20 protein-coding genes, 2 tRNA genes and 1 pseudogene are annotated in these 26,199 nt (G+C 72.3%); 15 read left to right on the forward strand and 8 right to left on the reverse strand.

Translation table 11 applies throughout. The features are described from left to right. Positions 1-4: 4 nt before the first annotated feature. The 5 genes from M3666_RS17015 to M3666_RS05005 all read right to left on the reverse strand — a co-directional run bounded on the left by M3666_RS17015 (position 5) and on the right by M3666_RS05005 (position 5,497). A complete protein-coding gene (locus M3666_RS17015; protein WP_251154641.1) occupies positions 5-625 on the reverse strand; it encodes a response regulator transcription factor in 621 nt (206 codons plus the stop codon). Then, a complete protein-coding gene (locus tag M3666_RS04990) occupies positions 622-1,650 on the reverse strand; it encodes a sensor histidine kinase (RefSeq protein ID WP_251154642.1) in 1,029 nt (342 codons plus the stop codon). Before M3666_RS04990 ends, M3666_RS17015 begins: the two co-directional genes overlap by 4 nt. Before the next feature lie 155 nt (positions 1,651-1,805). Beyond that, positions 1,806-1,879 (reverse strand) — tRNA-Pro (locus tag M3666_RS04995). Positions 1,880-1,982: 103 nt separating this feature from the next. After that, complete coding sequence (locus M3666_RS05000) at positions 1,983-2,939, reverse strand: metallophosphoesterase (protein WP_209685098.1); 957 nt, start codon at positions 2,937-2,939, stop codon at positions 1,983-1,985. Continuing rightward, positions 2,936-5,497, reverse strand: coding sequence for a transglycosylase domain-containing protein (locus M3666_RS05005; protein ID WP_209685099.1), 2,562 nt, complete (start codon positions 5,495-5,497; stop codon positions 2,936-2,938). The genes M3666_RS05000 and M3666_RS05005 overlap by 4 nt, the downstream gene beginning before the upstream one ends. Positions 5,498-5,547: 50 nt before the next feature. Between M3666_RS05005 and M3666_RS05010 the strand changes: the two genes are divergently transcribed. Continuing rightward, positions 5,548-5,706, forward strand: a complete 159-nt coding sequence (locus M3666_RS05010) for a hypothetical protein (RefSeq protein WP_182046010.1) — start codon at positions 5,548-5,550, stop codon at positions 5,704-5,706. After that, positions 5,703-6,164 (forward strand): RidA family protein, encoded by a 462-nt coding sequence (locus M3666_RS05015; RefSeq protein ID WP_251154643.1) that lies wholly within the window; start codon positions 5,703-5,705, stop codon positions 6,162-6,164. Before M3666_RS05010 ends, M3666_RS05015 begins: the two co-directional genes overlap by 4 nt. Before the next feature lie 74 nt (positions 6,165-6,238). Here M3666_RS05015 and acs read toward each other — a convergent pair whose 3' ends face one another. Further along, positions 6,239-8,191, reverse strand: coding sequence for an acetate--CoA ligase (gene acs, locus M3666_RS05020; protein WP_251154644.1), 1,953 nt, complete (start codon positions 8,189-8,191; stop codon positions 6,239-6,241). Between the two features lie 543 nt (positions 8,192-8,734). On the opposite strand from acs, the gene M3666_RS05025 reads away from it, so the two are divergent. From M3666_RS05025 to M3666_RS05065, 9 genes and pseudogenes are all read left to right on the forward strand, one after another. Then, entirely contained in the window at positions 8,735-9,793 is a 1,059-nt protein-coding gene (locus M3666_RS05025; RefSeq protein WP_251154645.1) for a CpaF family protein, read from the forward strand. Positions 9,794-9,840: 47 nt separating this feature from the next. Further along, positions 9,841-10,632 (forward strand): hypothetical protein, encoded by a 792-nt coding sequence (locus M3666_RS05030; RefSeq protein ID WP_251154646.1) that lies wholly within the window; start codon positions 9,841-9,843, stop codon positions 10,630-10,632. Positions 10,633-10,806: 174 nt separating this feature from the next. Continuing rightward, complete coding sequence (locus M3666_RS05035; RefSeq protein WP_251154663.1) at positions 10,807-11,001, forward strand: DUF4244 domain-containing protein; 195 nt, start codon at positions 10,807-10,809, stop codon at positions 10,999-11,001. Beyond that, positions 10,998-11,339, forward strand: a complete 342-nt coding sequence (locus M3666_RS05040) for a hypothetical protein (RefSeq protein ID WP_066655141.1) — start codon at positions 10,998-11,000, stop codon at positions 11,337-11,339. The genes M3666_RS05035 and M3666_RS05040 overlap by 4 nt, the downstream gene beginning before the upstream one ends. A 503-nt stretch (positions 11,340-11,842) precedes the next feature. Further along, positions 11,843-14,614, forward strand: a pseudogene (topA, locus tag M3666_RS05045) (type I DNA topoisomerase); the annotation flags it as partial. 2 nt (positions 14,615-14,616) lie between these two features. Further along, positions 14,617-15,264: a dTMP kinase gene (gene tmk / locus M3666_RS05050; protein WP_251154647.1), complete on the forward strand. Its 648-nt coding sequence runs from the start codon at positions 14,617-14,619 to the stop codon at positions 15,262-15,264. Positions 15,265-15,289: 25 nt separating this feature from the next. Continuing rightward, a complete protein-coding gene (locus M3666_RS05055) occupies positions 15,290-16,432 on the forward strand; it encodes a DNA polymerase III subunit delta' (RefSeq protein ID WP_251154648.1) in 1,143 nt (380 codons plus the stop codon). 178 nt (positions 16,433-16,610) lie between these two features. After that, positions 16,611-17,246: a TetR/AcrR family transcriptional regulator gene (locus M3666_RS05060; RefSeq protein WP_066655137.1), complete on the forward strand. Its 636-nt coding sequence runs from the start codon at positions 16,611-16,613 to the stop codon at positions 17,244-17,246. A gap of 44 nt (positions 17,247-17,290) precedes the next feature. Next, positions 17,291-17,363, forward strand: a tRNA-Thr gene (locus M3666_RS05065). 64 nt (positions 17,364-17,427) lie between these two features. On the opposite strand, the gene M3666_RS05070 is transcribed toward M3666_RS05065, so the two are convergent. After that, the gene (locus tag M3666_RS05070) at positions 17,428-19,086 is read right to left on the reverse strand and encodes an HAD family acid phosphatase (protein ID WP_251154649.1); all 1,659 of its coding nucleotides are present in this window, start codon (positions 19,084-19,086) and stop codon (positions 17,428-17,430) included. 144 nt (positions 19,087-19,230) lie between these two features. Between M3666_RS05070 and M3666_RS05075 the strand changes: the two genes are divergently transcribed. The 4 genes from M3666_RS05075 to M3666_RS05090 all read left to right on the forward strand — a co-directional run bounded on the left by M3666_RS05075 (position 19,231) and on the right by M3666_RS05090 (position 23,992). Continuing rightward, positions 19,231-20,238, forward strand: coding sequence for a Gfo/Idh/MocA family protein (locus M3666_RS05075; RefSeq protein ID WP_251154650.1), 1,008 nt, complete (start codon positions 19,231-19,233; stop codon positions 20,236-20,238). Between the two features lie 73 nt (positions 20,239-20,311). Further along, on the forward strand, positions 20,312-21,808 hold the full coding sequence (gene dacB, locus M3666_RS05080) for a D-alanyl-D-alanine carboxypeptidase/D-alanyl-D-alanine-endopeptidase (protein ID WP_251154651.1): 1,497 nt from the start codon (positions 20,312-20,314) through the stop codon (positions 21,806-21,808). Positions 21,809-21,848: 40 nt separating this feature from the next. Beyond that, positions 21,849-22,469, forward strand: a complete 621-nt coding sequence (locus tag M3666_RS05085) for an isochorismatase family protein (protein WP_066655131.1) — start codon at positions 21,849-21,851, stop codon at positions 22,467-22,469. Between the two features lie 101 nt (positions 22,470-22,570). Further along, positions 22,571-23,992, forward strand: a complete 1,422-nt coding sequence (locus M3666_RS05090) for an NAD-dependent succinate-semialdehyde dehydrogenase (RefSeq protein WP_066658430.1) — start codon at positions 22,571-22,573, stop codon at positions 23,990-23,992. An 88-nt stretch (positions 23,993-24,080) separates the two neighbouring features. On the opposite strand, the gene M3666_RS05095 is transcribed toward M3666_RS05090, so the two are convergent. After that, positions 24,081-25,955, reverse strand: coding sequence for an ABC transporter ATP-binding protein (locus M3666_RS05095; RefSeq protein ID WP_251154652.1), 1,875 nt, complete (start codon positions 25,953-25,955; stop codon positions 24,081-24,083). Positions 25,956-26,199 lie beyond the last annotated feature (244 nt).

The raw sequence follows: 26,199 nt of genomic DNA on the forward strand, positions 1-26,199 counted from the left end.
GCCGTCAGGCCAGCAGCCCGAGGCGCGTCGCGGCGGTGATCGCGGCGACGCGCGTCCCGACGTCGAGCTTCCGGTAGACGTTGTAGACGTGCCGCTTCACCGTGCCGACGGCGAGCCCGAGTTCGGTGGCGATCTCGGCGTTGGACCGCGCATCGGCGACGAGACGGAGCACCTCGAGCTCGCGGTCGCTGAGCGGTGAGCCGGCGCGGGCGTCGGTGACCAGGTCGACCGGGAACGTCACGGGACCCGCACCCCTGCGGGTCGCTCGGACGATCCGGTCGACGAGCTCCCGGCTCGGGGTGTCCTTCGTCACGAAGTCCACGGCTCCGGCGTCGAGCAGCGCGCGGCGGAGGACGGCGTCACGGTGCATCGTCAGGACGACGACGCTGATGTGCGGGTGTCGGCGGCGGACGGTGGCGATGGTGGTCCGCGCCGGTGGCCCGTCGAGATCGACGTCGAGCAGGAGCACGTCGATCGCGGCCGCCTCGGGGGAGTCCAGCACGTCGGACGGGCGCTCCCCGTGGGCGACGACCCGGATCGTCGGGACCGCTGCCAGGATCGTGGCGAGCCCCTCGCGGAAGAGTCGGTGGTCGTCGACGATCGCGACGTGGGTGACGGCGGTCACATGGCTCCCCTCGGGACGGTCAGCCGGACGACGGTGCCCGAGCCCGGGGCGCTCTCGACGTCCAGTCGGGCGCCGAGCACACCGGCCCGCTCACGCATGGTGCGCTGCCCGAGGCGGCCCTCGGCGACGGCGTCGGGAGCGAACCCGGGGCCGTCGTCCCGCACCGTCACGACCACCGTCCCCGGCGACCACGCGAACTCGACGGACGCCGCGGACCCGGGCGCGTGCTTCCGCCGGTTGGTCAGCGCTTCGAGGAGGATCGTCAGCGCCTCCTCGGCCTTCCAGTTCGGCAGGGTGCCGGCGACGCCCGTCGTCGTGATCACCAGGCGGTCGTCCCCCGGGAACAGGTCGTCCACGTGCCGCCGCAGGGCGTCGTCCAGCCGGTCCTGGCCGACCCTGGCGTGCAGGGAGAGCGCGAGGTCCTGCACGTCGGTCAGTGCTCCTCGGAGCAGCCGCGCCGCGGACTCGAGCTGCGCGGTCCGCTCTGCCTCCGCGGGGTCGGTGAGCAGCACCAGGTCGAGGCGCTGCAGTCCCGCGAGCACCCCGTGTGCGACACGGTCGTGCAGGTCGCGGGCGATCTGCTCCCGCGAGTCGAGGTTCGTCGAGGTCACCCGTTGCCGGAGTGCCTCCGTGTACGCGATCGCCCCTGCGGGGAACCGACTCCAGACGCCCGCGTGCAGTGCCCGGGTGGCGCGGAGGACCTCGTCCGTGGTGCGCGCTCCGACCTCGTCGACGAAGACCGGCAGGTAGGCGTCGAACAGCATCTCGGCCGCCAGCATGGCGCCGGCGGGGTGCTGTGCACGCTCGGCGTGCAGGACGCCGGTCGCGAGGTGCTCGGGGTCGAGGTACCGGTCGCTCACGACGCTCGCGGCCCCGTCGCCGGTCGCGTAACGCTCGTGGGCTTCGCTGATCATGGACGTCACGTTGTCCAGGAGGCTCTGTGCGAGGACCGGGTCGTCGGCGAGCTCGGGAAAGTGCGCGCCGATCTCCGCGAGGACGGTGGCGAGCGGAGCGGGGATCGTCATGACGGTTGCGAGCGTAGCGGCCCCGGTCTCGTCGACGTGCTCGACGGCCGGGCGTTGTGTCGCCGGACACAGGCGGGGAGGAGCGTCCCGGGAAAGCAGCAGGGCCCCGATCCGAGTGGATCAGGGCCCTGCTGTTCTACTGTCTCAACACAGTGTCGGGGTGACAGGATTTGAACCTGCGACCTCCTCGTCCCGAACGAGGCGCGCTACCAAGCTGCGCCACACCCCGCGGTGTGGTTGCTCCGAACCGGAGCGACCAGGAAAGTCTACCGGACGTTCGAGGGTGCTCACGACCATTCGCGGTACACCCGGGCGCGTCGCGGCCGCTCGGGTCAGGAGGTCTTCGCGGTGAGGGTCACGACCACGGCCTCGGGGCGGCAGGAGAACCGCACCGGAGCGTAGATCGACGTGCCGATGCCCGCCGAGACCTCGAGCCACGACCAGTGTCCACGGTGCTGCCACCGGTGCAGACCGCTGACGTACTGCCGGGGCAGGTCGGAGTTCGTGACGAGTGCGCCGACCCCGGGCACCTGCACCTGACCACCGTGCGTGTGCCCGGCGAAGACGATGTCCGCACCCTGGTCGACGAAGGCGTCGAGGACGCGCCGGTACGGGGCGTGGGTGATGCCGATCGCGACGGGGGAGGGGCCGTCCTCGTCCTCGGTCCACGGCACGGCGCTGCGCATCTCGTCGACGTTGGTCGGCAGCAGGTCGAGGCGGTCCCAGTCGCGGTGGGCGTCCGAGGTGCCGAACAGTTCGAAGCGCGACCCGCGGAGCTCGATCGCGTGGGCCTGGTCGTTGACGTCGAGCCACCCGAGCGACTCGAAGAACGCGGTCTGCCGATCGATGTCGAGCTCGACCGGACGGCGACCGGTGGGGTGGCTGCTCGGGCCGGTGAAGTACTTGAACGGGTTCCGCGGCGAGGGGCCGTAGAAGTCGTTCGAGCCGTGCGCGAAGGCGCCCGGGACACCGCGGAACGGTTCGAGTGCGTACTCGACGGCGGTGTTGGCCGTGGGGTGCCCGAGGTTGTCGCCCGTGTTCACGACGAAGTCCGGCTCGACCAGGCTCAGGTCGCGGAGCCACTGCTGCTTGTCGGCCTGCCAGGGCGCCATGTGGATGTCGGAGAGGTGCAGGACGGTGACGTCCCGGGACCCCGGCGGCAGCACCGGGACGGTCTCCCAGCGGATGCCGAAGCGGCGACGTTCGACGAGGGAACCCCACGCCGCCGTCGCCGCTCCGACGGCCGCGCCCGCTGCGATCACTCCCAGCGCGGCGCGACCGCGACTCACTTGCAGTCCTTCGGTGCCTTGCCGTCCTTGTTGCCGAACAGCTGCAGGGTGACGGGCGCGTCCTTCCCGACCGCGGTGCCCTCGCCCGGGTCGACCGCCGCGACGGTGCACTTGTTGCCGTCGTCGCCCTTCGCGTACTCGCCGGACAGGGCGACCTTCGTGAAGCCGGACTCCTGCAGGACGTTGCGGGCATCCCCGACGCTCTTGCCGGTGACCTGGGGCACCGTCGTCTGGCTGCCGTCGGTCGTGTACACGGTCACGCTGGATCCGGTCGACAGGAGCGACCCCGGACCCGGAGAGGTCGACGAGACCGTGCCCGGCGTGCCACCGCCCGGCTGCGCGCCGCCGTCCACGTAGGTGAAGCCGGCCCCGGCGAGCGTCGCGCGGGCCGCGTCCGCGGTCTTGCCACGGACGTCCGGCACGTTGACGCTGTTCCCACGCAGCGCCGTCTGCGACGGCGTCGGGAACGGGTCGGCCGGGTGCAGCTGGTTGATCGGCATCATCGCCTGCTGCCACACGTGCGCACGCTGCGACGCGTACGAGCCGTAGCCACCCGGGCTGTAGTAGTGACGCAGGTTGTTCTTCGCGCCGTCGGTGTTGCCCTGCCAGTAGGCGGTCGCGACCTTCGAGCTCGCGCCGACGAGCCAGATCTGGTCGGCGTCGTCGGTGGTACCCGTCTTCGCGAACAGCTGCGTGCCGTCCGGGGTCTGGGCGCCCTGGGCTGTGCCGTACTGGATCGTGCCACGCATCGCGAACGCAGCGGTCGCGGCGACGCTCGGGTCGAGCACCTGCTTGCACTGCTTCGGCTGGCCGCCGAGCTCCTTGCCGGAGGCGTCGGTGACCTGGTCGATCGCGATCGGGGCGCAGTAGGTCCCGCCGTTGGCGATGGTCGCGTAGGCCGAAGCCATCGTCAGCGGGGCGATGTTGTTGGTCCCGAGGATGGACGACGGGTACGCGTTCAGCTCCGTCTTCTCGTCGGCGGAGTGCACACCGAGGTCCTGGGCCGTCTGCCGGATGTCGCACAGGTCGAGCTTCGCGGCCATCGACGCGAACGCGGCGTTCACGGACAGGGCGGTCGCACGGGCTACGGTGAACTGGCCCCGCTCACCCGCCGAGTCGTTCTTCGGAGCCCACGGGGACGTGATCGTCGAGCCGCACTGCGTCCACTGGGACGTGTTGTGCGGGGTGCCGTTGACGCTCTCGTTCAGGCCGTGCCCGGCCTTGAGCCAGTCGAGCAGCGTGAACACCTTGTAGGTCGAGCCGACCTGGAAGCCGATCGAACCGCCGTACTCCTTGTCGACGCTGTAGTTGATCGACGTCGCCGTCGGCGGGGACTGCAGGGACTGGTCGTAGTCCTTGTTCTGCGCCATCGTGAGGATGCGACCCGTCGATGCCTCGACCGAGTTGAGCGCGCTGCCGAGCTGCAGCCGCGACTCGGTGTTCGGGTCGTAGGTGTTCAGCAGGTCCTTCTGCTGCCCGTTCAGGTTGATGTCGAGCGACGTCTGGATCTTGTACCCGCCGTTGCGCCACGCCTGGTCGCGCTCCTTCTGGGTCCCGCCCAGCTGCGACATCTGCTTGACGACCTTGACCGCGTAGTCGCAGAAGAACTGCGCGCCGTTGCCGGCCGCCGACTGGCAGCCCTGGTTCGGCTCGGTCAGGTGCACGTAGTCCGCGGGGTTCGAGGCGATCGCCTGGTCGAACTCGTCCTTGGTCAGGTGCTTCTGCGCGTACATCGACTTGAGGATGACGTCGCGGCGAGCCTTGTTCGCCTCGTAGTTCTTCTCGTTCGCCAGGTTGCGCGTGTTCGGGGACTGCACGATCGCGAGGATCGAGGCCGCCTCGGCCGGCGTGAGGTCGGTCGCCGACTTGTTGAAGTAGTGCTGTGCGGCGGCCTGCACGCCGTACGTCTGGTCGCCGAAGTAGGCGATGTTGAGGTACCCGGTCAGGATCTCCTTGTGCGAGTACTTCTTCGCCAGGCCGATGGCGAGCTTCATCTCCTCGAGCTTGCGGGGGATGGTCTGCTCGACGGCGTCGTTGTACGCCTTCTGGCGCTCTTCCTCGGACGGGAGCTCGAGGGCCTGCTGCATCTTGATGTTGCGGACGAGCTGCATCGTCAGGGTCGAGCCACCGCCGGACTCGCCGAGGCCGCCGGCGATGCTGCCGACGCCGGCGCGGACGAGCGAGGTCATGTCGACGCCACCGTGGTCCCAGAAGCGCTTGTCCTCGCCGTCGATCGCGGCGTTCTTCAGCTGGTCGCTGATCTGGTCGTACTTGAGCTCCTCGCGGTTCTGGTCGTAGACCGTCGCGAGCTTGACCGGTTGCCCGTTCGCGTAGGCGTAGATCTCGTTGCGCTGCGGGAGGTCACCGATCTCGATGTACTCCGGCAGGGACTCGAACACGCCGATGGTCGAGGTCGTCGTGACGCCGGCGACGGCGATCGCCGGGGTGACCCCGATCGTGACCAGCAGACCAGCGAGCGCACTGAAACCGACGAAACCGACGAAGGCGCCGATCGCGGAGACGGGCTTGGTCCGCGAGGCAGACTTCTGGGCAGACATAGGATGCAGCCTAAACGACGCCCACGACTGAAAGGCTGGCAAGGAACCGCATGACTCAGTGGGAGTACTTCACCGCTCCGTTGTTCATCCACAACACGGCCGCGATCCTCAACAACTTCGGTTCCGAGGGGTGGGAGCTGGTCCAGGTCGTCAGCGGCCCCGAGGGTGGGCTCGTCGCCTACCTGAAGCGCCCGAAGGCCGACGCGTGAGCACCGCCGACCGCCTCGCGGAGCTCGGCCTGACGATCCCGGAGGTGGCTGCGCCCGTCGCCGCCTACGTGCCGGCCGTCCTCACCGGGCAGTACGTGTACACGGCCGGGCAGCTGCCCTTCGTCGACGGGGCGCTGTCGGTCACGGGCAAGGTCGGTGCCGCGGTCGACGCGGACGCCGCCACCGCCCAGGCGCGCGTGGCCGCGCTCAACGCCCTCGCCGCGGTGCAGTCGGTCGCGGGCTCGCTGGACCGGGTCGCCCGGGTCGTCAAGGTGACGGTGTTCGTCGCGTCGGACCCGTCCTTCACCGGGCAGCCGGCGGTCGCCAACGGCGCGTCGACGCTCGTCGGCGAGGTGTTCGGGGACGCCGGCGTCCACGCGCGCAGCGCGGTGGGCGTGGCCGTGCTCCCGCTGGACGCACCGGTCGAGGTCGAGCTGGTGGTGGAGCTCACCGACTGACGGACCGTCAGCGACGCAGCTGACGCGAGCCGCGCCTCCAGACCGGTCGGGAGGCGCGGCTCGCGTCGTTCCGGCTACATGAGCTCTGCGATGGTCGCCATGATCGTCGGGTCGGCGAGTGTCGTCGTGTCGCCGATGCGACGGCCCTCGGCCGCGTCGCGCAGCAGGCGACGCATGATCTTGCCCGAGCGGGTCTTCGGCAGCTCCGGGACCACGACGACCTGCCGGGGCTTCGCGATCGCACCGATGCGCTTGCCGACCCAGTCGCGGAGTTCCTTCGCGACCGCGTCGCGGTCGGCACCCTCGGCCGCCTCGGCGGTCAGGATGACGAACGCGACGACGGCCTGGCCGGTCGTCTCGTCCGCGGCACCGACGACGGCGGCCTCGGCGACGCCCTCGTGCCCCACCAGCGCCGACTCGATCTCGGCGGTGGAGAGCCGGTGGCCGGAGACGTTCATGACGTCGTCGACGCGACCCTGCACCCAGATGTCGCCCTGGCCGTCCAGCCGCGCGCCGTCGCCGGCGAAGTAGCGGCCGGGGAAGCGGCTCCAGTAGGTCTCGACGAAGCGGTCGGGGTCGTTCCAGATGCCACGGGCCATCGACGGCCACGGCTCCGTGATCGTCAGGTAGCCGCTCTCGCCGGGGTCGGCGCGGTGGCCCTCCTCGTCGACGATCTCGGCGACGATGCCCGGCAGCGGGGTCTGTGCGGCTCCGGGCTTCAGCTTCGTCACGCCGGGCAGCGCCGAGATCATGATCGCGCCGGTCTCGGTCTGCCACCAGGTGTCGACGATCGGCGTCCGGTCGTGGCCGATGACCTGCCGGTACCACTGCCACGCCTCGGGGTTGATCGGCTCCCCGACGCTGCCGAGCAGGCGGAGGGACTCGAGGCTCCGCGCCTCGGGGATCTGCCGGCCGGCCTTCATCGCGGCGCGGACGGCGGTCGGCGCGGTGTAGAGGACGGTGACGCCGTAGCTGTCGACGATGTCCCACCAGCGGCCGGGCTGCGGCTCGTCCGGGGTGCCCTCGTAGAGCACCTGCGTGACGCCGTTCGCGAGCGGGCCGTAGACGACGTAGGAGTGCCCGGTGATCCAGCCGATGTCGGCGGTGCACCAGTAGACGTCCTTCTCCGGGTGCATGTCGAAGACGTTCCGGTGCGTGTAGGCGGCCTGTGTCAGGTAGCCGCCGGAGGTGTGCACGATCCCCTTCGGCTTCCCGGTGGTGCCCGAGGTGTAGAGCACGAACAGGGGCGTCTCGGCGGGGAACGCCCGCGCCTCGTGCTCGGGGGCTGCCTTCGCGAGCTCGTCGTGCCACCACAGGTCGCGGTCGTTCCAGGCGATGTCGTTGCCGCCGCGCCTGACCACGAGCACGTGCTCGACGGAGTCGGTGCCCTCGCCGGCCAGTGCCTCGTCCACCGCGGGCTTCAGCGGGGAGACCGCGCCGCGCCGCCAGCCCCCGTCGGCGGTGACGACGAGCTTCGCGCCGGCGTCCTCGATGCGGGCGCGCAGGCTCTCGGCGCTGAAGCCGCCGAAGACGACCGAGTGGACGGCGCCGATCCGGGCGACGGCGAGCATCGTGACGACCGCCTCCGGGATCAGCGGCAGGTAGACGACCACGCGGTCGCCCTGCGCGACGCCGAGGTCGGTGAGCATGTTCGCGGCGCGTTGCACCTCGGCGGTGAGTTCCGCGTAGGTGATCCGACGCGTGTCGCCGGGTGCACCCTCGAAGTGGATCGCGACCCGGTCGCCGTTGCCTGCGCGGACGTGCCGGTCGAGACAGTTCTCGGCCACGTTGAGGGTGCCGTCGTCGAACCACTTCGCGAACGGCGCGCCCGACCAGTCGAGTGTCCGGGTGAACGGTGTGCGCCAGTCGAGCAGGGTCCGGGCCTGGTCCGCCCAGAACGCCTCGCGGTCGGCGGCGGCCGCCTCGTGCAGGTCCTCCCGCGCGACGGCGTCCGCGACGAAGTCCGCCGGCGGAGCGAAGGTCGGGCCGTCCTCGTGGCGTTCGTCGGCCTGGGTCGGTGTGGACATCGGTGTCCTCTCGCATCGTTGCGGCTGGGGTGCAGTCGGAGACTACCCCCGGTGCGGGACCGTGCTGCGGGGCCCCGCGGACATTCCGGCCGAGGGGTTGCCGAGCACGGGTCGTCATGGGGTACAGTGGTTCCTGCCGGACTCGTTTCCGGTGGCACCGGGCCGGATTCCCCCCAATCCACCGATGTCAAGGCGGCACCGGTTCCCCCCAACAGGTGCCGCCTCTTCTTTTTCCCCGACGCCTGTTGCGCAGCGTGTCCGGGTGGCACGGCTCGATCGGCGTCCTGGTGCCGAAGAGTGGACAGACTTGTCCACGTCCTCGTTGCAGGGCCGCTCGCGACGGCGTCCGCTCGGAGGGTGCCCGGGCGACCGGCCGCCCGGCCCGGTGCCGTCGGTTCCGCACGGTCGCCTGCGGACACCGAACGGGGTACGGCTTTGCGTAACGGGGTACAACACGGCACCTCGAGGGTGTCGAGCGGGAGCCGTCCACACGACATACCGATTCCTGACGTGGCCGCCGCCGACCGACCTAGCGTCGACCGCATGCACCGCCACCGAGCCGACGCCCCCGGGGCCGATCACGACGCCACCGGTCCCGGCGTCCCTGCTGAGCCGGGCGGCGTGCCGTTCCTGCCGGGCGCCGCGCGTGCTCGGCGGCGCAGGGCCCTCGATCCGTCGGTGTTCGAGGAGCTCGCGGCCCTGGTCGCGGACGCGGAGACGACCGACGTGCTCGTCGTCGGCGGGCAGGGCACCTGGATCGACCGGGGTCGCGGCCTCGAACGCGTCCGCCCGGAGCTCCCGGAGCGGCGTGCGCGCGCGCTCGCCGCCGAGCTCGTCGCCCTCGGCGGCCGCCACGTCGACGAGACCACGCCGTGCGCCGACGTGCGGCACGGCGACGGGGTGCGCGTGCACGTCGTCCTCGCGCCGGTGTCCGTCGGCGGCACCGCGCTGTCCGTCCGGCTGCCGCGGCCGGAGCGCCCGACGCTCGCCGGCCTGGAACGCCTCGGTGCCTTCCGGGTCGTCCCCCGGGCCGTGCTCGAGGACGCGGTCGCCCGGAGGCGCAACGTCCTGGTCACGGGCGCCACCGGCAGCGGGAAGACGACCGTGCTCGCGGCGATGCTCGGCGCGGTGCCGCACGACGAGCGGATCGTCACGGTCGAGGACACCGCGGAGCTCCGGGTCGAGCACCCGCACGTCGTCACGCTCGAGGCGAGACAGGCGACCGCCGAGGGCACCGGTGCGCTCGGGCTCGACCGGCTCGTGCGCGAGGCACTCCGGATGCGCCCGGACCGGTTGGTGGTGGGGGAGTGCCGGGGTGCCGAGGTCCGTGAGCTCCTCGGGGCCCTGAACACCGGGCACGACGGCGGGGCCGGCACCCTGCACGCGAACGGTCTCGCCGACGTCGGAGCGCGGCTCGAGGCCCTCGGGGCGCTGGCCGGGCTCGGCCCGCAGGCGCTCGCGCGACAGGTCGTCAGCGCGGTCGACCTCGTCGTGCACGTCGAGCGGCGGTCGTCGTGGCGGGGGATCACGGCGGTCGGGACGTGCGGGATCGACCGCGACGGGCGGCTCGAGGTCCGCCCGGTCGGGCGCGCCGGCCCGTGAGTCCCCGCCGCCGTCGGGTCGGTCCGGACGCTGCTGGAGCCGCGCGCGTGCTGGACCGGGTCGCGGTGCTCGTCGGTGCGGGTGTGCCACCACCGCGGGCCTGGGCCCTCGTGGGTGGCGTGCCCGAGCCCGACGCTCCCGCCTGGCAGGACGTCCGTCTCGTCCTGCAGGTGGCGGAGCGGACCGGGGCGCCCTCTGCCGGTGCCCTGCGTGCCCTGGCCGCGGCGATGCGTCGGACAGCCGCGGCCGACCGTGCCGTCCGGGTCGCCCTCTCCGGACCGCGCACGAGTGTTCGGGTCGTGCTGGCGCTGCCGCTCCTCGGGCTCGGACTCGGTTCGGTGTGGGGTGCGGACGCGTTCGTCGTGCTCCTCACCCGGCCGGTCGGCTGGATCTGCTGCGCAGCGGCGGCCGGACTCGTGCTCGTCGGGCAGCGCTGGACCCGACGGCTGGTCGACGCCGTGACGCCGGACGGGCACGTGCCGGGCATCCTGCTCGACGCGTGGGCGGTGGCGCTGACCGGTGGTGGGTCGTGGCAGTCGGCGGAAGCAGCCGTGCGTGGAGCCCTCGGAGCAACCGCCGGTGACGGGGTCGAGGCGGCGCGACTGCACGAGGTGCTGGTCCTGAGTCGTCGCGCCGGGGTGCCCGCCGCGGAGCTGCTGCGCGCCGCTGCCGAGGACGCCCGGGACGACGCCGCTGCGGCGGGCCTCGCTGCGGCGGAGCGACTGGCCGTCCGGCTCGTGCTGCCGCTCGGCGTGTGCGTCCTGCCGGCGTTCGTCCTGGTGGGCGTCGTGCCGGTCGTGGTCGGGGTCCTCTCCTCCACCGTCGGTGGTCTCCGCTGAACCGTCCACAGACCGACCCGCCGAGCGTCGGACGGTGCCCCCCGGTGGGCGAACGTGGGACCACCACAGAGAGAGGGGAACCCCATGACCGACTCGACACCTCCGCAGCCGACACGGGTACCGGCGCCGTCACCGGGACACGCGTCGGGCGTGGCCCGGGGGTGGGCCGCGAGCGTGCACGTCCCCGCTCGTCCCGGTGCCGGACGTCGTCGGTGCCGCCCCGGGGACGACCACGGGTCGGCCACCGCCGAGTACGCCGTCGTCATCCTCGCCGCGGTGGCGTTCGCCGGTGTGCTCGTCGCCGTGATGCGCTCGGGCGAGGTCCAGCAGATCCTGACCGACCTCGTCCGCGGGGCACTGGTCCCGTGACCGGGCTCCGTCCGTCCGCGTCCGACCGCGGCAGTGTGACCGTGGAGTTCGCCGTCGGGCTCCCGGTCGTCGCCCTCGTCCTGGTCTCCCTGGTCGCCGGCGTGGTCCTGGTCGACCGTGCCGGGCGGCTCGGGTCGGTCGCCGGCACGGCGGCACGGGCGCTCGGGCGCGACGACGAGCGGACGGCCGCCGCGGCACTCGCCACCGTGCCCGGTTCCACCTCACGGGTCCGCCACGAGGACGGTCTGGTGTGCGTGGACGTGCAGGGGACCCCGGCCGGTCCCTTCGCGGTCCTGCCGCTCCGCGCGACCGGCTGCGCGGCAGGAGGGGGCGGATGACGCGGCCGTCGGGACCCGACCGGCGCGTGCGGCCGACCGGGACCGTCGCGGTCCGCAGGGCACCGGACCGCGGTTCGGTGACCGTCGCCCTCGTCGCCGTGCTGGCGCTCGCGCTGCTCGTCGGCTCCGCGGCGCTCGCCGGTGCTCGGACGCGCGTGCTGCTCGAACGGACGCGCACCGCCGCCGACGCCGCAGTGCTCGCCGCCGCTGCGGTGCTCGTGCACCGTCTTCCCGGCGCCCCCTGCGCCGTCGCCGGACGCGTGGCACGCGCCAACGGTGCCGCACTCGACGCCTGCGCCACCGCGGGCTCCGCCGCCCGGGTCCGGACGGTGGCGGGCTCCGGACCGTTCGCCGTGAGCGCAGTGGCCGTCGCCGGGCCGCCACGCGGGCTGCCCGACCAGTGTGTGTATGGTGTGCACGTCGGCCCCCGGTCACCGTTGTCCCGGTCGACCCGGACACCGTTGCGGTCCTGGGCCGGCGCGCACCATCGATCAAGGAGTCACGTGCCAGGCACGAAGAAGCTCGTGATCGTCGAGAGCCCTGCGAAGGCGAAGACGATCGCGCAATACCTCGGCGACGGATACGAGGTCCAGGCGTCCGTCGGACACATCCGCGACCTCGTCGAGCCCAAGAACCTGCCGGCTGAGCTCAAGAAGGGCTCCCTCGGGAAGTTCTCGGTCGACGTCGACAACGGCTTCGAGCCCTACTACGTCGTCTCCGACGCGAAGAAGAAGACCGTCACCGAGTTGAAGCGCGCCCTGAAGGACGCCGACGAGCTCTTCCTCGCAACAGATGAGGACCGCGAGGGCGAGGCGATCGCGTGGCACCTCCTGCAGGTGCTCAAGCCGAAGGTGCCGGTCAAGCGCATGGTGTTCCACGAGATCACCAAGGAGGCCATCCAGCGTGCGAAGGAGGCCACCCGTGAGCTCGACACCGCCCTGGTCGACGCGCAGGAGACCCGCCGCATCCTCGACCGTCTCTACGGGTACGAGGTCTCGCCGGTGCTGTGGCGCAAGGTCGGCCCCGGGCTGTCCGCCGGTCGTGTGCAGTCGGCGGCGACGCGACTCGTCGTCGACCGGGAGCGCGAGCGCCTGGCGTTCGTGTCGGCGAACTACTGGGACCTGACGGCTCGGTTCGAGAAGGTCGGCGACACCGCCTTCGCGGCGCGCCTCGCCCGACTGCAGGGCACCCGTGTCGCCTCGGGTCGCGACTTCGACGACCGCGGCTCGCTCAAGGGCGAGGCCGTCCGCCTGGACGAGGCCTCGGCCGCGGCGCTCACCACCGTGCTCGAGCGGGCCGGCGACGCCGTCGTCCGCAGCGTCGAGTCGAAGCCGTACACCCGTCGGCCCGCCGCACCGTTCACGACGTCGACCCTGCAGCAGGAGGCGGCTCGCAAGCTCCGCTTCTCCGCTCGGCAGACGATGAGCGTCGCGCAGTCGCTGTACGAGAACGGCCACATCACCTACATGCGTACGGACTCCTCGTCGCTGTCGCAGCAGGCGATCACCGCCGCGCGCAAGCAGGCCTCGGCGCTGTACGGGCCGGAGACGATCCCCGACAAGCCACGCAGCTACGCCGGCAAGAGCAAGAACGCGCAGGAGGCCCACGAGGCCATCCGCCCCGCCGGCGACACGTTCCGCACCCCGTCCGAGATGAACGGCGTGCTGCGGGGCAACGACTGGAAGCTCTACGACCTCATCTGGAAGCGGACGGTCGCCTCGCAGATGGCCGACGCCAAGGGGTCGACCGCGTCGGTCGTCCTCGGCATCACGTCGACCGACAGCGTCGCAGGGGTCGCCTCGACGGCGAACGGGACGGACGCCGAGTTCACCGCGTCGGGCACCGTGATCACCTTCCGCGGCTTCCTCAACGCCTACGAGGAAGGCCGCGACGAGGAGCGCCACGGCGGGGGCGAGAACGGCGATGCCAAGCTCCCGCAGATGGCCGAGGGCGACCACCTCGGCGTCACCGAGGTCGAGGCCAAGGGCCACGACACGTCGGCTCCGCCGCGCTACACCGAGGCGAGCCTCGTGAAGACGCTCGAGGAGCTCGGCATCGGTCGTCCGTCGACCTACGCCGCCATCATCTCGACGATCATGGACCGCGGGTACGTCACGCAGCGCGGCAGTGCCCTCGTCCCGAACTGGATCGCGTTCAGCGTGGTCCGGCTCCTCGAGGACCACTTCGGCGACCTCGTGCAGTACGACTTCACCGCCGGCATGGAAGAGGACCTCGACCGCATCGCGAGCGGCGACGCCGACCGCACCGACTGGCTCAAGGGCTTCTACTTCGGCGGCGACGACCACCGCGGGCTCCGGACCGTCATCGACAACCTGGGCGAGATCGACGCGCGCGACATCAACTCCGTCGAGCTCGCGCCGGGTCTGACCCTGCGGATCGGGCGGTACGGCCCCTACATCGAGGTGCCGAGCGACGACCCCGAGAAGCCCCGCCGCGTCAACGTGCCCGAGGACCTGGCGCCCGACGAGCTGACGACCGACAAGGCCCGCGAGCTCGTCGAGGCACCCGTCGTGGGCGACCGCGTGGTGGGCATCAACCCCGAGACGGGCAAGGAGGTCCTGGCGAAGGACGGTCGCTTCGGGCCGTACGTCACCGAGCGCACCCCCGAGCCCGAACCGACCGTCGACCCGTCGACGGGCGAGGTCACCGAGCCGGCCGCCGATGCAGCACCCGCAGCCGCGGATCAGGCGACCACCACCGCGAAGGGCGCGAAGGCCCCCGCGAAGAAGACGACGAAGAAGGCCGCGGCGCCGAAGGAACGCACCGCGTCGCTCTTCAAGTCGATGGACCCGCAGACCGTGGACCTCGAGACCGCGCTCAAGCTCCTCGACCTGCCCCGCGTCGTCGGCAAGGACCCGGAGTCCGGCGACGACATCACGGCGCAGAACGGTCGCTACGGCCCGTACATCAAGAAGGGCACGGACACCCGCACGCTGCCGAGCGAGGACGCGATCTTCGAGATCGACCTGCCCGGTGCGGTGGAGCTCTTCGCGCAGCCCAAGTACGGCGGCCGACGCGCTGCCACGGCCGCGCTCAAGGAGTTCGAGGCGGACCCCGTGTCCGGGAAGCCCATCAAGGTGAAGGACGGCCGCTTCGGTCCGTACGTCACCGACGGTGAGACGAACGCGACGATCCCGCGCGGCGAGGACGTCGAGACCGTCGACCACGCCCGTGCCGTGCAGCTGCTCGCGGACAAGCGTGCCAAGGGGCCGGTGAAGAAGAAGGCGCCGGCGCGGAAGACCGCGGCCAAGAAGAAGTGACCGGGCGCTTCATCACCCTCGAGGGCGGCGACGGCGCGGGCAAGACCACCCAGGCCGAGTTCCTCAGCAGATGGCTCGAGGAGCACGGTCGGACGGTCGTCCGCACGCGTGAGCCCGGCGGCACGGAGCTCGGGCAGCGCATCCGCGAGATGGTGCTGCACGAGCGCGGGCACGTCTCGGCGCGCGCCGAGGCCCTCCTCTACGCCGCGGACCGGGCGCACCACGTCGAGACGGTCGTCCGCCCCGCGCTCGCCCGGGGGGAGGTCGTCCTGCAGGACCGGTACATCGACTCGTCGGTGGCCTACCAGGGCGTTGCACGGGGTCTGGGTGCCGAGCGCATCCGCTCGGTGTCCGACTGGGCGGCCGACGGCCTGCTCCCGGACCTGACGGTGCTGCTCGACCTCGACGTCACGGTCGGGCGGAGCCGGGTCGCGGCAGCTCGGGGCGACGTCTTCGACCGGCTGGAGTCCGAGGCGGCGTCGTTCCACGAGACCGTCCGACGGGCCTTCCTGGACGCTGCTGCTGCGGAGCCGGAACGCTTCCTCGTCGTGGACGCCGGGCAGCCTGCCGACACGGTCCAGCGCGCGGTCCGGGCCGCGGTCGGTGCCGTCGTCGGGATCGCGGACGAGGACGGTCCGGTGTGACGGTGGCTGCTGACAGGATGTCCTCGTGAGCGTGTGGGACGGCCTGACCGGACAGGACGACGCCGTCGCGGCCCTGCGCAGTGCGGCCGAGGCTCCCGAGGGGACCGGCGGCATGACCCACTCGTGGTTGATCACCGGGCCGCCCGGGTCCGGCCGGTCGAACGTCGCCACCGCCTTCGCTGCCGCCCTGGTCGGTGCCGGAGCGGACGACGACCACGCCCTGCGACAGATCACCGCGCGCACGCACCCCGACGTGTCGGTGCTCACCACACAACGCGTCATCATCACGATCGACGAGATCCGTCAGCTGGTGACGTCGTCGTACTACTCGCCCTCGGTCGGTCGGTACCGCGTGGTGATCATCGAGGACGCCGACCGCATGACGGAGCGCACCTCCAACCTGCTGCTCAAGGCACTCGAGGAGCCGCCGGAGCGGACGGTGTGGATCCTGTGCGCGCCGAGCGAGGCGGACCTGCTGCCGACGATCCGGTCCCGCGTGCGCTCGGTGCGGCTCCGGGTGCCCGACGTCGCGTCCGTCGCGGAGCTCATCGTGGCCCGGACCGGGGTCGACCGGGCCCTCGCGACCGATGCCGCGCGGCAGGCGCAGAGCCACATCGGGATGGCGCAGCGACTGGCGACGAGCGAGGACGCCCGCGCACGCCGTCGCCGGACGCTCGAGACCGTGCTCGGGGTGCGCTCGGTCGGCGACGCCGTGATGGCCGCCGCCGAGCTCCTGGCGGTCGCCGACGAGGACGCCAAGGCGATCACGCAGCAGCGGGACGGCGAGGAGCGTGACGCTGCCCTGCGATCGCTCGGCGTGGAGCCGGGCGGCACGGTGCCACCGGCGCTGCGGTCGCAGCTGCGGGCGCTGGAGGAGGACCAGAAGCGCCGGGCGACCCGCAGCCTGCGCGACGGACTCGACCGGATCCTCGTCGACGTCTCGTCGCTGTACCGCGACCTGCTCCTGCTCGGCCTCGGTGCGCCGGCAGAGCCGGTGAACCTGTCGATGCGCGACCAGCTGGACCGGGCGCTCGAGGTGGTGCCGCCGTCCGCGGCGCTCGAGGTGCTCGACGCGGTGTCGCTCGCCCGCTCGCGGATCGCGGCGAACGTCGCGGCACTGCTCGCGCTCGAGGCGCTGCTCGTGACCGTGGCGCGCGCGACCCGCTGACCCGCGTCAGCCGATGGCCCGCTGACCCGCGCGACCCGGACCGCCGTGACACCGGCCCCCTGGCGACCGGGGTCGCGGGGCGGGCGTGCGCCGAGCCTCCCGGCCGGTCAGCCTCCACCCACCGGACCCTGCGCGATCCCGCAGCCGATCGCCCCGACCACCGTGAGAAGATCGCGACATGCCCGAAGCCGCACCCGGACTGCGTGAGCGCAAGCGCCGCGCCACCCGTCTCGCGATCCAGCAGGCCGCCCTGCGGATCGCACTCGACTCCGGCTGGCCCGCCGTCACCGTCGACGAGATCGCCCGACGAGCGGACGTGTCCCCGCGGACGTTCTTCAACTACTTCCCGAGCAAGGAACAGGCGCTCCTCGGGGACGACCCGACGCTGCCGACGGGACCGGCGCTCGACACCTTCCGCGCCGGGGGACCGAGCGGCGAGCTCCTGTCCGACCTCGGCACCCTGCTCGTGCACGCGACGGGCGAGCTGGTGGAGGAACGCGGGCTGCTCGCGGAACGGCAGCAGGTGCTCCGCGCCGCTCCGGAGCTGTTCACGCGGCGGATGGCCTCGATGAAGGAGTTCCAGGCCGAGATCGAGGAGGCCGTGGCGGGGCGGCTCGCGGACACGGAGCCGGACCTGGCGTCGGACCCGGACGCGCTGCGGCGCCGCGCCCGGCTCGCCTCGGTGGTGGCGCTGGCAGCGCTCCGACACGCCTGGTGGGAGTGGTCCGACGGGGCCACCGAGACGCAGCTGACCGAGGAGCTCCAGCGGTCGTTCGACGAGCTCGGCGCGCTCGTTTCGCGTTCGCTCGTCTGAACCTGTATAGTCATTGCTCGTGCCGCTCCGGGAACGGAGCGTCCGCCGCCTTAGCTCAGTCGGCAGAGCGATTCACTCGTAATGAATAGGTCGTCGGTTCGATTCCGACAGGCGGCTCGACACCGGAACCCCCGGTCGGACAGTGTCCGACCGGGGGTTCCGTCGTTGCCGAGCGGTCCGGCTAGGGCAGGTAGTAGGTCGGGTTCGGCAGCTTGATGCTCCGGTCCGACGACCCGCCGAGCAGGTCGCTGTACTGGTCGCCGAGGTTCGCGACCACGTCGTACCCGCCGCCGGCGGGGGACTCGATGTGCGCTCGGGTCTGCGCCTTGTACTCGACCGTCGTGCACTTCGCGGCGGCGCAGGTGACGTACGACGGCTGCTGGGAGCTGCCGGTGCCGGTCCACTTCGTGTAGTAGGTCCGGTTCCCGTCGGTGGTCGCGGCGAACTGCGGGTAACCGACGGCGTGCAGGTTCGCGATGGTGGCGTCCTGCTGCGCCTCGTTCCGACCGGTCACGCCGATGACGGTGCAGCCCGCCTGCTGCGCGGCGGCGACGAGCGTCGGCATGCCCGGCGTCGCGGGGAAGCGCTGGTCCTGCACCCACTCGTCCTGCAGTGCGGGATCGAACACGAAGTGCATCGCGGCGACCTCCATGTCGTAGGTCCACAGCGTCGTGTCGTCGGCGTCCAGGACGATCGCCGGGTTGCGGTGCTGCTGCCGGGCGACGGCGCACTGCCGGGCGATCGCGGGGGCCTGCCGTGCCACGAGCCGGGCAGTCTCGCGGACGTAGGGGGAGTCGGTGCGGTTCGCGAGTCCGGTGCCAGGGTCGCCGTAGTAGGTGGCGATGGTCTTCTTGACGGAGTCGATGTTCGGGATGCCCGCGCCGCCCTGCGTGGCGCCGGAGGAGCCGTCGGCGGCCATCGTGAAGTGGGTCCTCGGGGCGAGGCGGGGTTCGCGGACGCCGGGCAGGTCCGCCGAGGGCAGGGAGTACGTGGGGTTCGGCAGCTTCAGCGTCCGGTCGGCGTACCCGCCCTGCAGGTCGCTCCACTGGTCACCGACGTTCAGTGCGATGTCGTAGCCGAGGTCCTGCTCGATGTGCTTCCGGGTGAGTGCCTTGTACTCGACGGTGGTGCACTTCGCGGCTGCGCAGGTGATCCAGGACGGCTGCTGGGACGCGCCGGTCCCGGTCCACTTCGTGAAGAAGTGGTCCTCGGAGAAGGCCGTGTAGCCCACCTTCGCCAGGTTCTGCACGGTCGCCGTCTTCTGGTCGTCGTTGCGGCCGGTCAGGCCGAACACGGTGAAGCCCATCGCCTGCGCGCGGTTCACGAAGCCGACCATGGACGGGGTCGCGGGGAAGCGTTGGTCCTGCACCCACTCGTCCTGGCGCGCGGGGTCGAAGACGAAGTGCATGTCCGCGACCTCCATGTCGTAGGTCCACAGCGTGGTGTCGTCGGCGTCGAGGACGATCGCCGGGCGCTGCCCGTGCCGGACGGCGCGGTCGTGGATGCGGCGGAGCTGGCGCGTCTCGCGGTCGACGATCGACCGCACCTCGCGGACGTAGGGGGAGTCGGTTCGGTTCGCGAGTCCGGTGCCGGGGTCGCCGTAGTAGGTGGCGATGGTCTTCTTGACGGAGTCGATGTTCGGGATGCCCTCGCCGCCCTCGGTGGCGCCGGAGGAGCCGTCCGCGGCCATCGTGAAGTGCGTCCTCGGGGCGAGCGAGGAGTCGGGGCCGTGAGCGGGCGGCGTCCAGCCGTGCGCGTCGGCCGGCGCCGCGGTGAGGACGGTGGACACGACGAGGAGTGCCGCGCTCGTGGCGACGGCGGTGCGGAGGGATCGGCGCATGGAGACCTGGTGACCTTCGAGTCGGGGACCGCCCCCGATCGGGGGACAGCAGCACGCTAGTTGTCGATCAGCCGAGTGGTCCATGTGGGTCCGTTCAGGTGCGCGCCGCGTCGACGCCCGGCGACCGGCTGGTAGACAGGTGGCATGACGGTTCGCTGGGGAGTCATCGGCACGGGCGGCATCGCCCACTCGTTCGTGGCGGACTGCACCGCCGCAGGGATCGACTTCGTCGCGGTGGGGAGCCGCACCCGCGAGTCCGCCGAGGCCTTCGCCGCCGAGCACGGCATCGCCCGCGCGCACGGCTCCTACGCGGACCTGGTCGCCGACCCGGACGTCGACGCCGTCTACGTCGCCACACCGCACTCGCGTCACGCCGAGGACGCCCTGCTCGCGATCGCCGCCGGCAAGCACGTCCTGGTCGAGAAGGCGTTCACCATCACCGCGGCCGAGGCGCGTCGGGTGGTCGACGCCGCCCGCCGCGCCGACGTCGCCGTGACCGAGGCGATGTGGACCCGCTTCCTGCCGCAGATGCGGATGATCCGCGAGCTCGTGGCCGAGGGGCGCATCGGACGCCCGCGCCTGGTCGAGGCCACCCACCACCAGGCCCTGCCCAGCGATCCCCGCCACCGGCTGAACGACCCGGCGCTCGGCGGCGGCGCGATCCTCGACCTCGGCGTGTACCCGATCTCGTTCGCGGTGGACGTGCTCGGTGTGCCGACCGCGGTCACGGCCGCGGGCACGCTGAGCGACCAGGGCGTCGACACCCAGATGGGCCTGGTGCTCACCCACGAGGGCGGTGCCCAGTCGATGATCCACTTCAGCCTGGACCTGCGGAGCCCGAACACCGCGTCGATCATCGGCGAGGACGGGCGCATCGACCTCGACGACACCTGGTACACGCCCACCACGTGGCGGCTCCGTGACCGCGACGGCACGGTCCTCGAGGAGTTCGACTCGCGCGAGGAGCTCGCCGGCTACGCCCACGAGGCGCGTGCGTTCGAGGCGATGGTCACCTCCGGGACGCACGAGGGCGGCCCGATGGACCCCGAGGAGACGATCGCGATCACGGCCGTCATGGACGAGGCCCGCCGGCAGGTGGGCGTCCGCTACGCGGCCGACGACGACGGATCGGACGCGCCGTCGGCCGACTGACGTCCGCCGGCGGGTGCGCCGGTGACCGATCCGGTCTGGAGGCTCCTCCCGCGGTTCCGTAGGATCGGTCGCGATGTCCGACCAGCAGCCCACGTCGAAGTCCGTCCCGGCACGCCTCCGCGGCGCCGTCGGGTCCCTGCGCCGCTCCGCGGCTCGCCGACCGGTCCCGTGGATCGCCGGTGGTCTCGTCGGTGTCCTCCTGCTGGGCTCGGGCGCCTCGGTCGCCGTGGCTGCCGCGACGATGTCGTCCCGCCCGTCCGCGGCGCCCCGGTCGGCCGCCGCGACGACCGCGCCGTCGGACACGCCCCGGAGCTCCGCGACGCCGAGTGCGACGCCCACGGACGAGTCCCGCTCGGTGCCGGACGACGCCGCCGGCCCGTCGGCCCTGCGGACCTGCACGATCGACGCCGCGGCCTCGGCAGCCGGCCTCGGGTCCTTCGAGGGCTTCGTCATGGACGCGGAGTCCGGGGAGACGCTGTTCTCGCGGAACGGGGAGGAGGCGGCACAGACCGGCAGCGTGATGAAGACGCTGACGAGCGCCACGGCCCTCGCGGTCCTCGGCGGCGACCACCGCATCCTGACCACGGTGACGAAGGAGGCCGACGGCACCGTCGCGCTCGTCGGTCACGGCGATGCGACGCTCTCGGCCGGCAACGGCACGGTGTACCCGGGCGCGCCGACCCTCGCGCAGCTCGCGCAGCAGGTGAAGGCGGCCCTCGGTGACGCCCCGGTGACGACGATCGTCGCCGACGACAGCTACTGGGACGACGCCGACGCGTGGGACCCGACCTGGCCGGAGAGCGAGCGCACCATCGGGTACCAGCCCCGGGTCACCGCGCTCATGGTCGACGGCGACCGGGCGAACCCGGCCGCTGCGACCTCGCCCCGCTCCACCGACCCGGTCGGTCGCGCCGGAGCAGCCTTCCGCACGGCACTGGCGAACGCGGGCGTCGCAGGAGCCGGGAACGCGCAGGTGGTGCAGCGCGCGACCACGAGCACGGACCAGATCGCCTCGGTCTCCTCGCAGCCGGTGTCGACGTTGATCGGGCAGATGATCCCGAACTCCGACAACACCCTGGCCGAGATGCTGGCGCGCGTCTCGTCGAAGGAGTCCGGTGCAGGCGGGTCGGCGGCGTCGCTGACCGGCGTCTACCAGGAGGCACTCGCCGGCTACGGCGTCGATCCCGCGGGCATCACGATCAAGGACGGCTCGGGGGAGAGCGCGGCGAACGCGGTGTCGCCGTCCTTCGTCGCCCACCTCATGGTCGCGGTCGCCGCGGGGGATAAGGGCCTCGGCGTGCTGTCCGGGGCGCTCCCCGTCGCCGGCGTGTCCGGCACCCTGTCGAGCCGGTTCACGGGGGAGAACGCGGTGGCGCGCGGCAAGGTGCACGCGAAGACCGGGTGGATCGACAGCGCGAACACGCTCGGCGGGTACATCGACGCGGCGGACGGCCGACGCCTCACCTTCGCGTTCTACGCGATCGGGTCCCCGCGTGCCGCGGCACTGCCGGCGCTCGACGCCGTCACCGCGGCGACGTACCGGTGCGGTGGGAGCCTGACCTCGTCCTGACGTCCACGCAGCCGCAGGGTGCCGGGTGCAGGATGGGTGCATGGCCAGGGCACTGCTCGTCGTCGACGTCCAGAACGACTTCACGGAGGGCGGCGCGCTCGGTGTGACCGGGGGCGCGGCCGTCGCGGAGCGCATCAGCGCGTTCCTCCGTCGGCACGCGGACGAGTACGACCTCATCGTCGGCTCCCGCGACTGGCACCACGGCGACGACGACAACGGCGGACACTTCGCCGGACCCGAGGGGCCGGACTTCGTGGACACGTGGCCGGTGCACTGCGTCGGTGGCACGCCCGGTGCGGCGTACCACCCGGACCTCGACACGAGCGTCATCGACGTCGACGTGTTCAAGGGGCGGGGCCGGCCGGACTACTCGGCGTTCCAGGCGAGCACGGACGACGGCACCGCGCTGCCGGACCTCCTCGCCGACCGTCGGGTGACGACGGTGGACATCGTCGGCATCGCCACCGACCACTGCGTGCGCGCCACGGCGCTCGACGCGCGGGCCGCCGGGTACGACGTCGCCGTCTACGACGACCTCGTGGCCGGGGTGGACCCGGACCGCAGCGCACGGGCCCTGGACGAGATCAGCGCGGTCGGCGGGCACGTCGACCACAGCGACATGGACGAGGGGCTCGCGAACCCCGGAGGAGCAGTACTGTGACCGCACCCACCACCACGACCAGCGGACCCACCCCGGCCGGCCCGACCACCACCGTCTCGGACGACCACGTCACCGTCGCCGACGTCCCCACCGGACTCTTCATCGGCGGCTCCTGGCGCGCCGCGAGCGGCGGCGCGACCTTCCCCGTCCGCGACCCCAGCACGGGCGAGGTCCTCGCCGAGGTCGCCGACGCGACGCCCGAGGACGGCATCGCCGCCCTCGACGCCGCCGTGGCCGCGCAGGAGGCCTGGGCCTCGACCGCGCCGCGGCGACGGTCGGACATCCTCCGCCGGGCGTTCGACCTGGCCCACGAGCACGAGGACGACCTCGCCGCCCTGATGACGCTCGAGATGGGCAAGCCCCTCGCCGAGTCCCGGGGCGAGGTCGCCTACGGCAGCGAGTTCCTCCGGTGGTTCTCGGAGGAGGCCGTCCGCATCTCGGGTGACTACCGCACCAACCCGGAGGGCACCGGACGCGGCATCGTGCTCCGACGCCCCGTCGGTCCCGTCTACGCGATCACGCCGTGGAACTTCCCCCTCGCGATGGCGACGCGGAAGATCGGCCCGGCGCTCGCGGCCGGCTGCACGGTCGTGCTGAAGCCGGCGGACCTCACGCCGCTCACGACGCTCTTCCTGGTCGAGTTGTTCCGCCGCGCCGGGCTGCCCGACGGCGTGCTCAACGTGGTGCCCTCGCGCGATGCGAAGGCGCTGTCGGAGCCGATCATCGCCGACCGCCGGCTCCGCAAGCTCACCTTCACCGGTTCGACGCCGGTCGGGTCGGCACTCCTCAAGCAGGCCGCCGACAACGTCCTCAAGACGAGCATGGAGCTCGGCGGCAACGCTCCGCTCCTCGTCTTCGACGACGCCGACCTCGACGAGGCGGTCACGGCGGCGATGCAGGCGAAGTTCCGCAACGTCGGCGAGGCCTGCACGGCGGCGAACCGCTTCTTCGTGCAGGAGGGCATCGCCGAGGCCTTCACCGCGGCGCTCACCGCGAAGGTCGACGGACTGCGGATCGGCCGGGGCACCGAGGACGGGACCACCATCGGTCCGCTGATCGACGACCGCGCCGTGGACAAGGCCGCCGGGCTCGTCGACGACGCCGTGCAGCGGGGTGCCCGGCTCGTGACCGGCGGGGAGCGGGTCGATCGTCCGGGCACGTTCTACGCACCGACGGTGCTCGACGAGGTCCCGCCGGGGTCGGACATCCTCACCACCGAGATCTTCGGGCCGGTCGTGTCGATCACGCGCTTCGCCACCGAGGAGGAGGGCATCCGCCTCGCGAACGACACCGAGTACGGGCTCGTCGCGTACGCGTTCACGACCGACCTCCGGCGCGGTCAGCGGCTCGCCGAGCGTCTCGAGACGGGCATGCTCGGGCTGAACACGGGCGTCGTGTCGAACGCGGCGTTCCCGTTCGGCGGGGTCAAGTCCTCGGGGCTCGGCCGCGAGGGTTCGCACGAGGGCCTCGAGGAGTACCTGGAGTCGGTCTACGTCCTCACGCCGGATCCCTTCGCCGCCTGACCCCCTCCGCACGACGCAACGTCGGCGGTTCCCCGCAACGGTACAGCCCTGCGAGGAACCGCCGACGTTGCGTTCCGCGGGATCGACGTCAGACGAGCAGCTGGTGCTTCGCGAGGTCGCGGTAGAGCGGGGTGGACTGCACGAGCTCCGAGTGCGTGCCCGTGCCGACGACACGGCCGTGCTCGAGCACGACGATGACGTCGGAGTCGACGACGGTCGACAGCCGGTGCGCGATGACGAGCAGCGTCCGGTCGGCCGCGACGGCGTCGATCGCGAGCCGCATCTTCTGCTCGTTCACCCCGTCGAGCGAGGACGTCGACTCGTCGAGCAGCAGGATCGGGGGAGCGGCGAGCAGCGCCCGGGCGATCGCGAGCCGTTGCCGCTCACCGCCGGACAGCATGACGCCGTCCTCACCGACCTGGGCGTCGAGCCCGCGGGGGTCGCGGTGCAGCACGTCGCCGAGGTTGACGGCCTCGAGCACCCGGACGCACTCGGACGCGGACGCGTCGGGGGAGCCGAGCAGCAGGTTCGCCCGGATGGTGCCGGCGAGCACGGGGGCGTCCTGCTCGACGTACCCGATCTGCGCGCGGAGCTCGGCGCGGTCGAGCCCGCGGACGTCGACGCCGCCGAGCCGGATCACGCCCGAGGTCGGGTCGTAGAAGCGCTCGATGAGCGCGAGCGTCGTGGACTTGCCGGCCCCGGAGGGGCCGACCAGCGCCACCCGCGCGCCGCGGGGCACGCGGAACGACACGTCGTCCAGCACCACGTCCTCGGCGGAGGGTGCGCCGTCGACCGCACCCGAGCCTCCCGACCGGTCCGTCGCGCCGCCCGCGCCCGACGCGCCGCCCGCGCCCGACGCTCCGTCCGCGCCCGACGCATCCGCAGCCCGCGCGTAGCGGAACGTCACGTGCTCGAACGCGATCGCGTCGTCGGTCTCCGTCGCCGCGGCGACCCGGACGGCACCGTCGTCCTGGTCCTCCGTCGGCAGGTGCAGGATCTCCTCGATGCGGCCGAGGGCGCCGAGTGCCTGCGCGACCGCGACGGCCGCGCCGAGGGCCTGCCCGAGCGGCATGACCATCATGAAGAGCAGCAGGATGAAGGTGATCAGCGTGGCGATGGTGATCTGCCCCGCGGCGACCTGTGCACCCCCGACCCCGAGCACGGCGATGAACGCGACCTGCATCACGATGCTCGCGACCGGCACCACGAACGCCGACATCTTCGCGATGTCCAGGCCGCGGCGGTAGGCCTCGGTGGCGTGGCCGTCGACCTCGGCGACCTCGCGGCCGGTGGCCCCGGCGGCTCGGATCGTGCGGACGGCACCGATGCCCCGCTCGACCGCCGCGGTCAGGTCGCCGACCTTCTCCTGGGCACGCTTCGACGCGACGCGGATGCGTCGGCTGAGCCCGCCGACGACGACGATCGCGACGAGGACGATGACGACGGTGATGCCGAGGAGCAGGGGGTCGATGACCGCCATCGCGATGATCGCGCCGACGAACGTCAGGGCGCCACCGATCGACTCGATGAGTCCCTGCGTGAGCACGGCGCGCAGGAGCGTCGTGTCGCTGCCGACGCGGGACACGAGGTCGCCGGTGCGGCGGGTGTCGAACTCCGAGATCGGCAGGTTGAGGATCCGCGCGATGAGCTTGCGGCGGGTGGAGAGCACCACGCCCTCGCCGGCGCGCTGGAGCAGGAAGTGCTGCACGCCGTTCAGCACGCCCGAGACGAGCACGAGGGCGACGAGCGCCCAGACCAGGATCGAGAGCGTCTCGCCGTGCTGCACGGCGGTGACGACCTGGTTGACGAGCAACGGCTGCGCGAGCGAGGCGCCGGCTCCGAGGACGCTCAGCACGATGATCAGGGCCATCGCGGGCTTGTTCTCGAACAGGTAGGTCAGCAGGCGGCCGAAGCTCGCCCGTGGGCCCTCGGACGGCTTGCGGCGTGCGGAGAAGAGGCTCATCGTTCCTGGTTCCTGCCGCCCGTGCGGGGTGTGCTGGCGGCCGTCGTCCATCTTCGCACCGTCCCGTGGGAGCGTGGTGCGCGGCGTCGTGTTGGTCGTCTCGCCGTTGAACGACATCCCCGCTGTCGGACGACGTCGGGGGTGTCGTCCCACAGCGGCAGCACGCGCAGGCGACATCGCGCGCGCGACCCTGGACGCGACGGACGGGAGGCGCGGGGGCCGGCCCGCCCCCCCCCACCCCTAC

Origin of the sequence: Curtobacterium sp. ODYSSEY 48 V2 (assembly GCF_023712625.1) — a bacterium.
Classification (GTDB): Bacteria; Actinomycetota; Actinomycetes; order Actinomycetales; family Microbacteriaceae; genus Curtobacterium.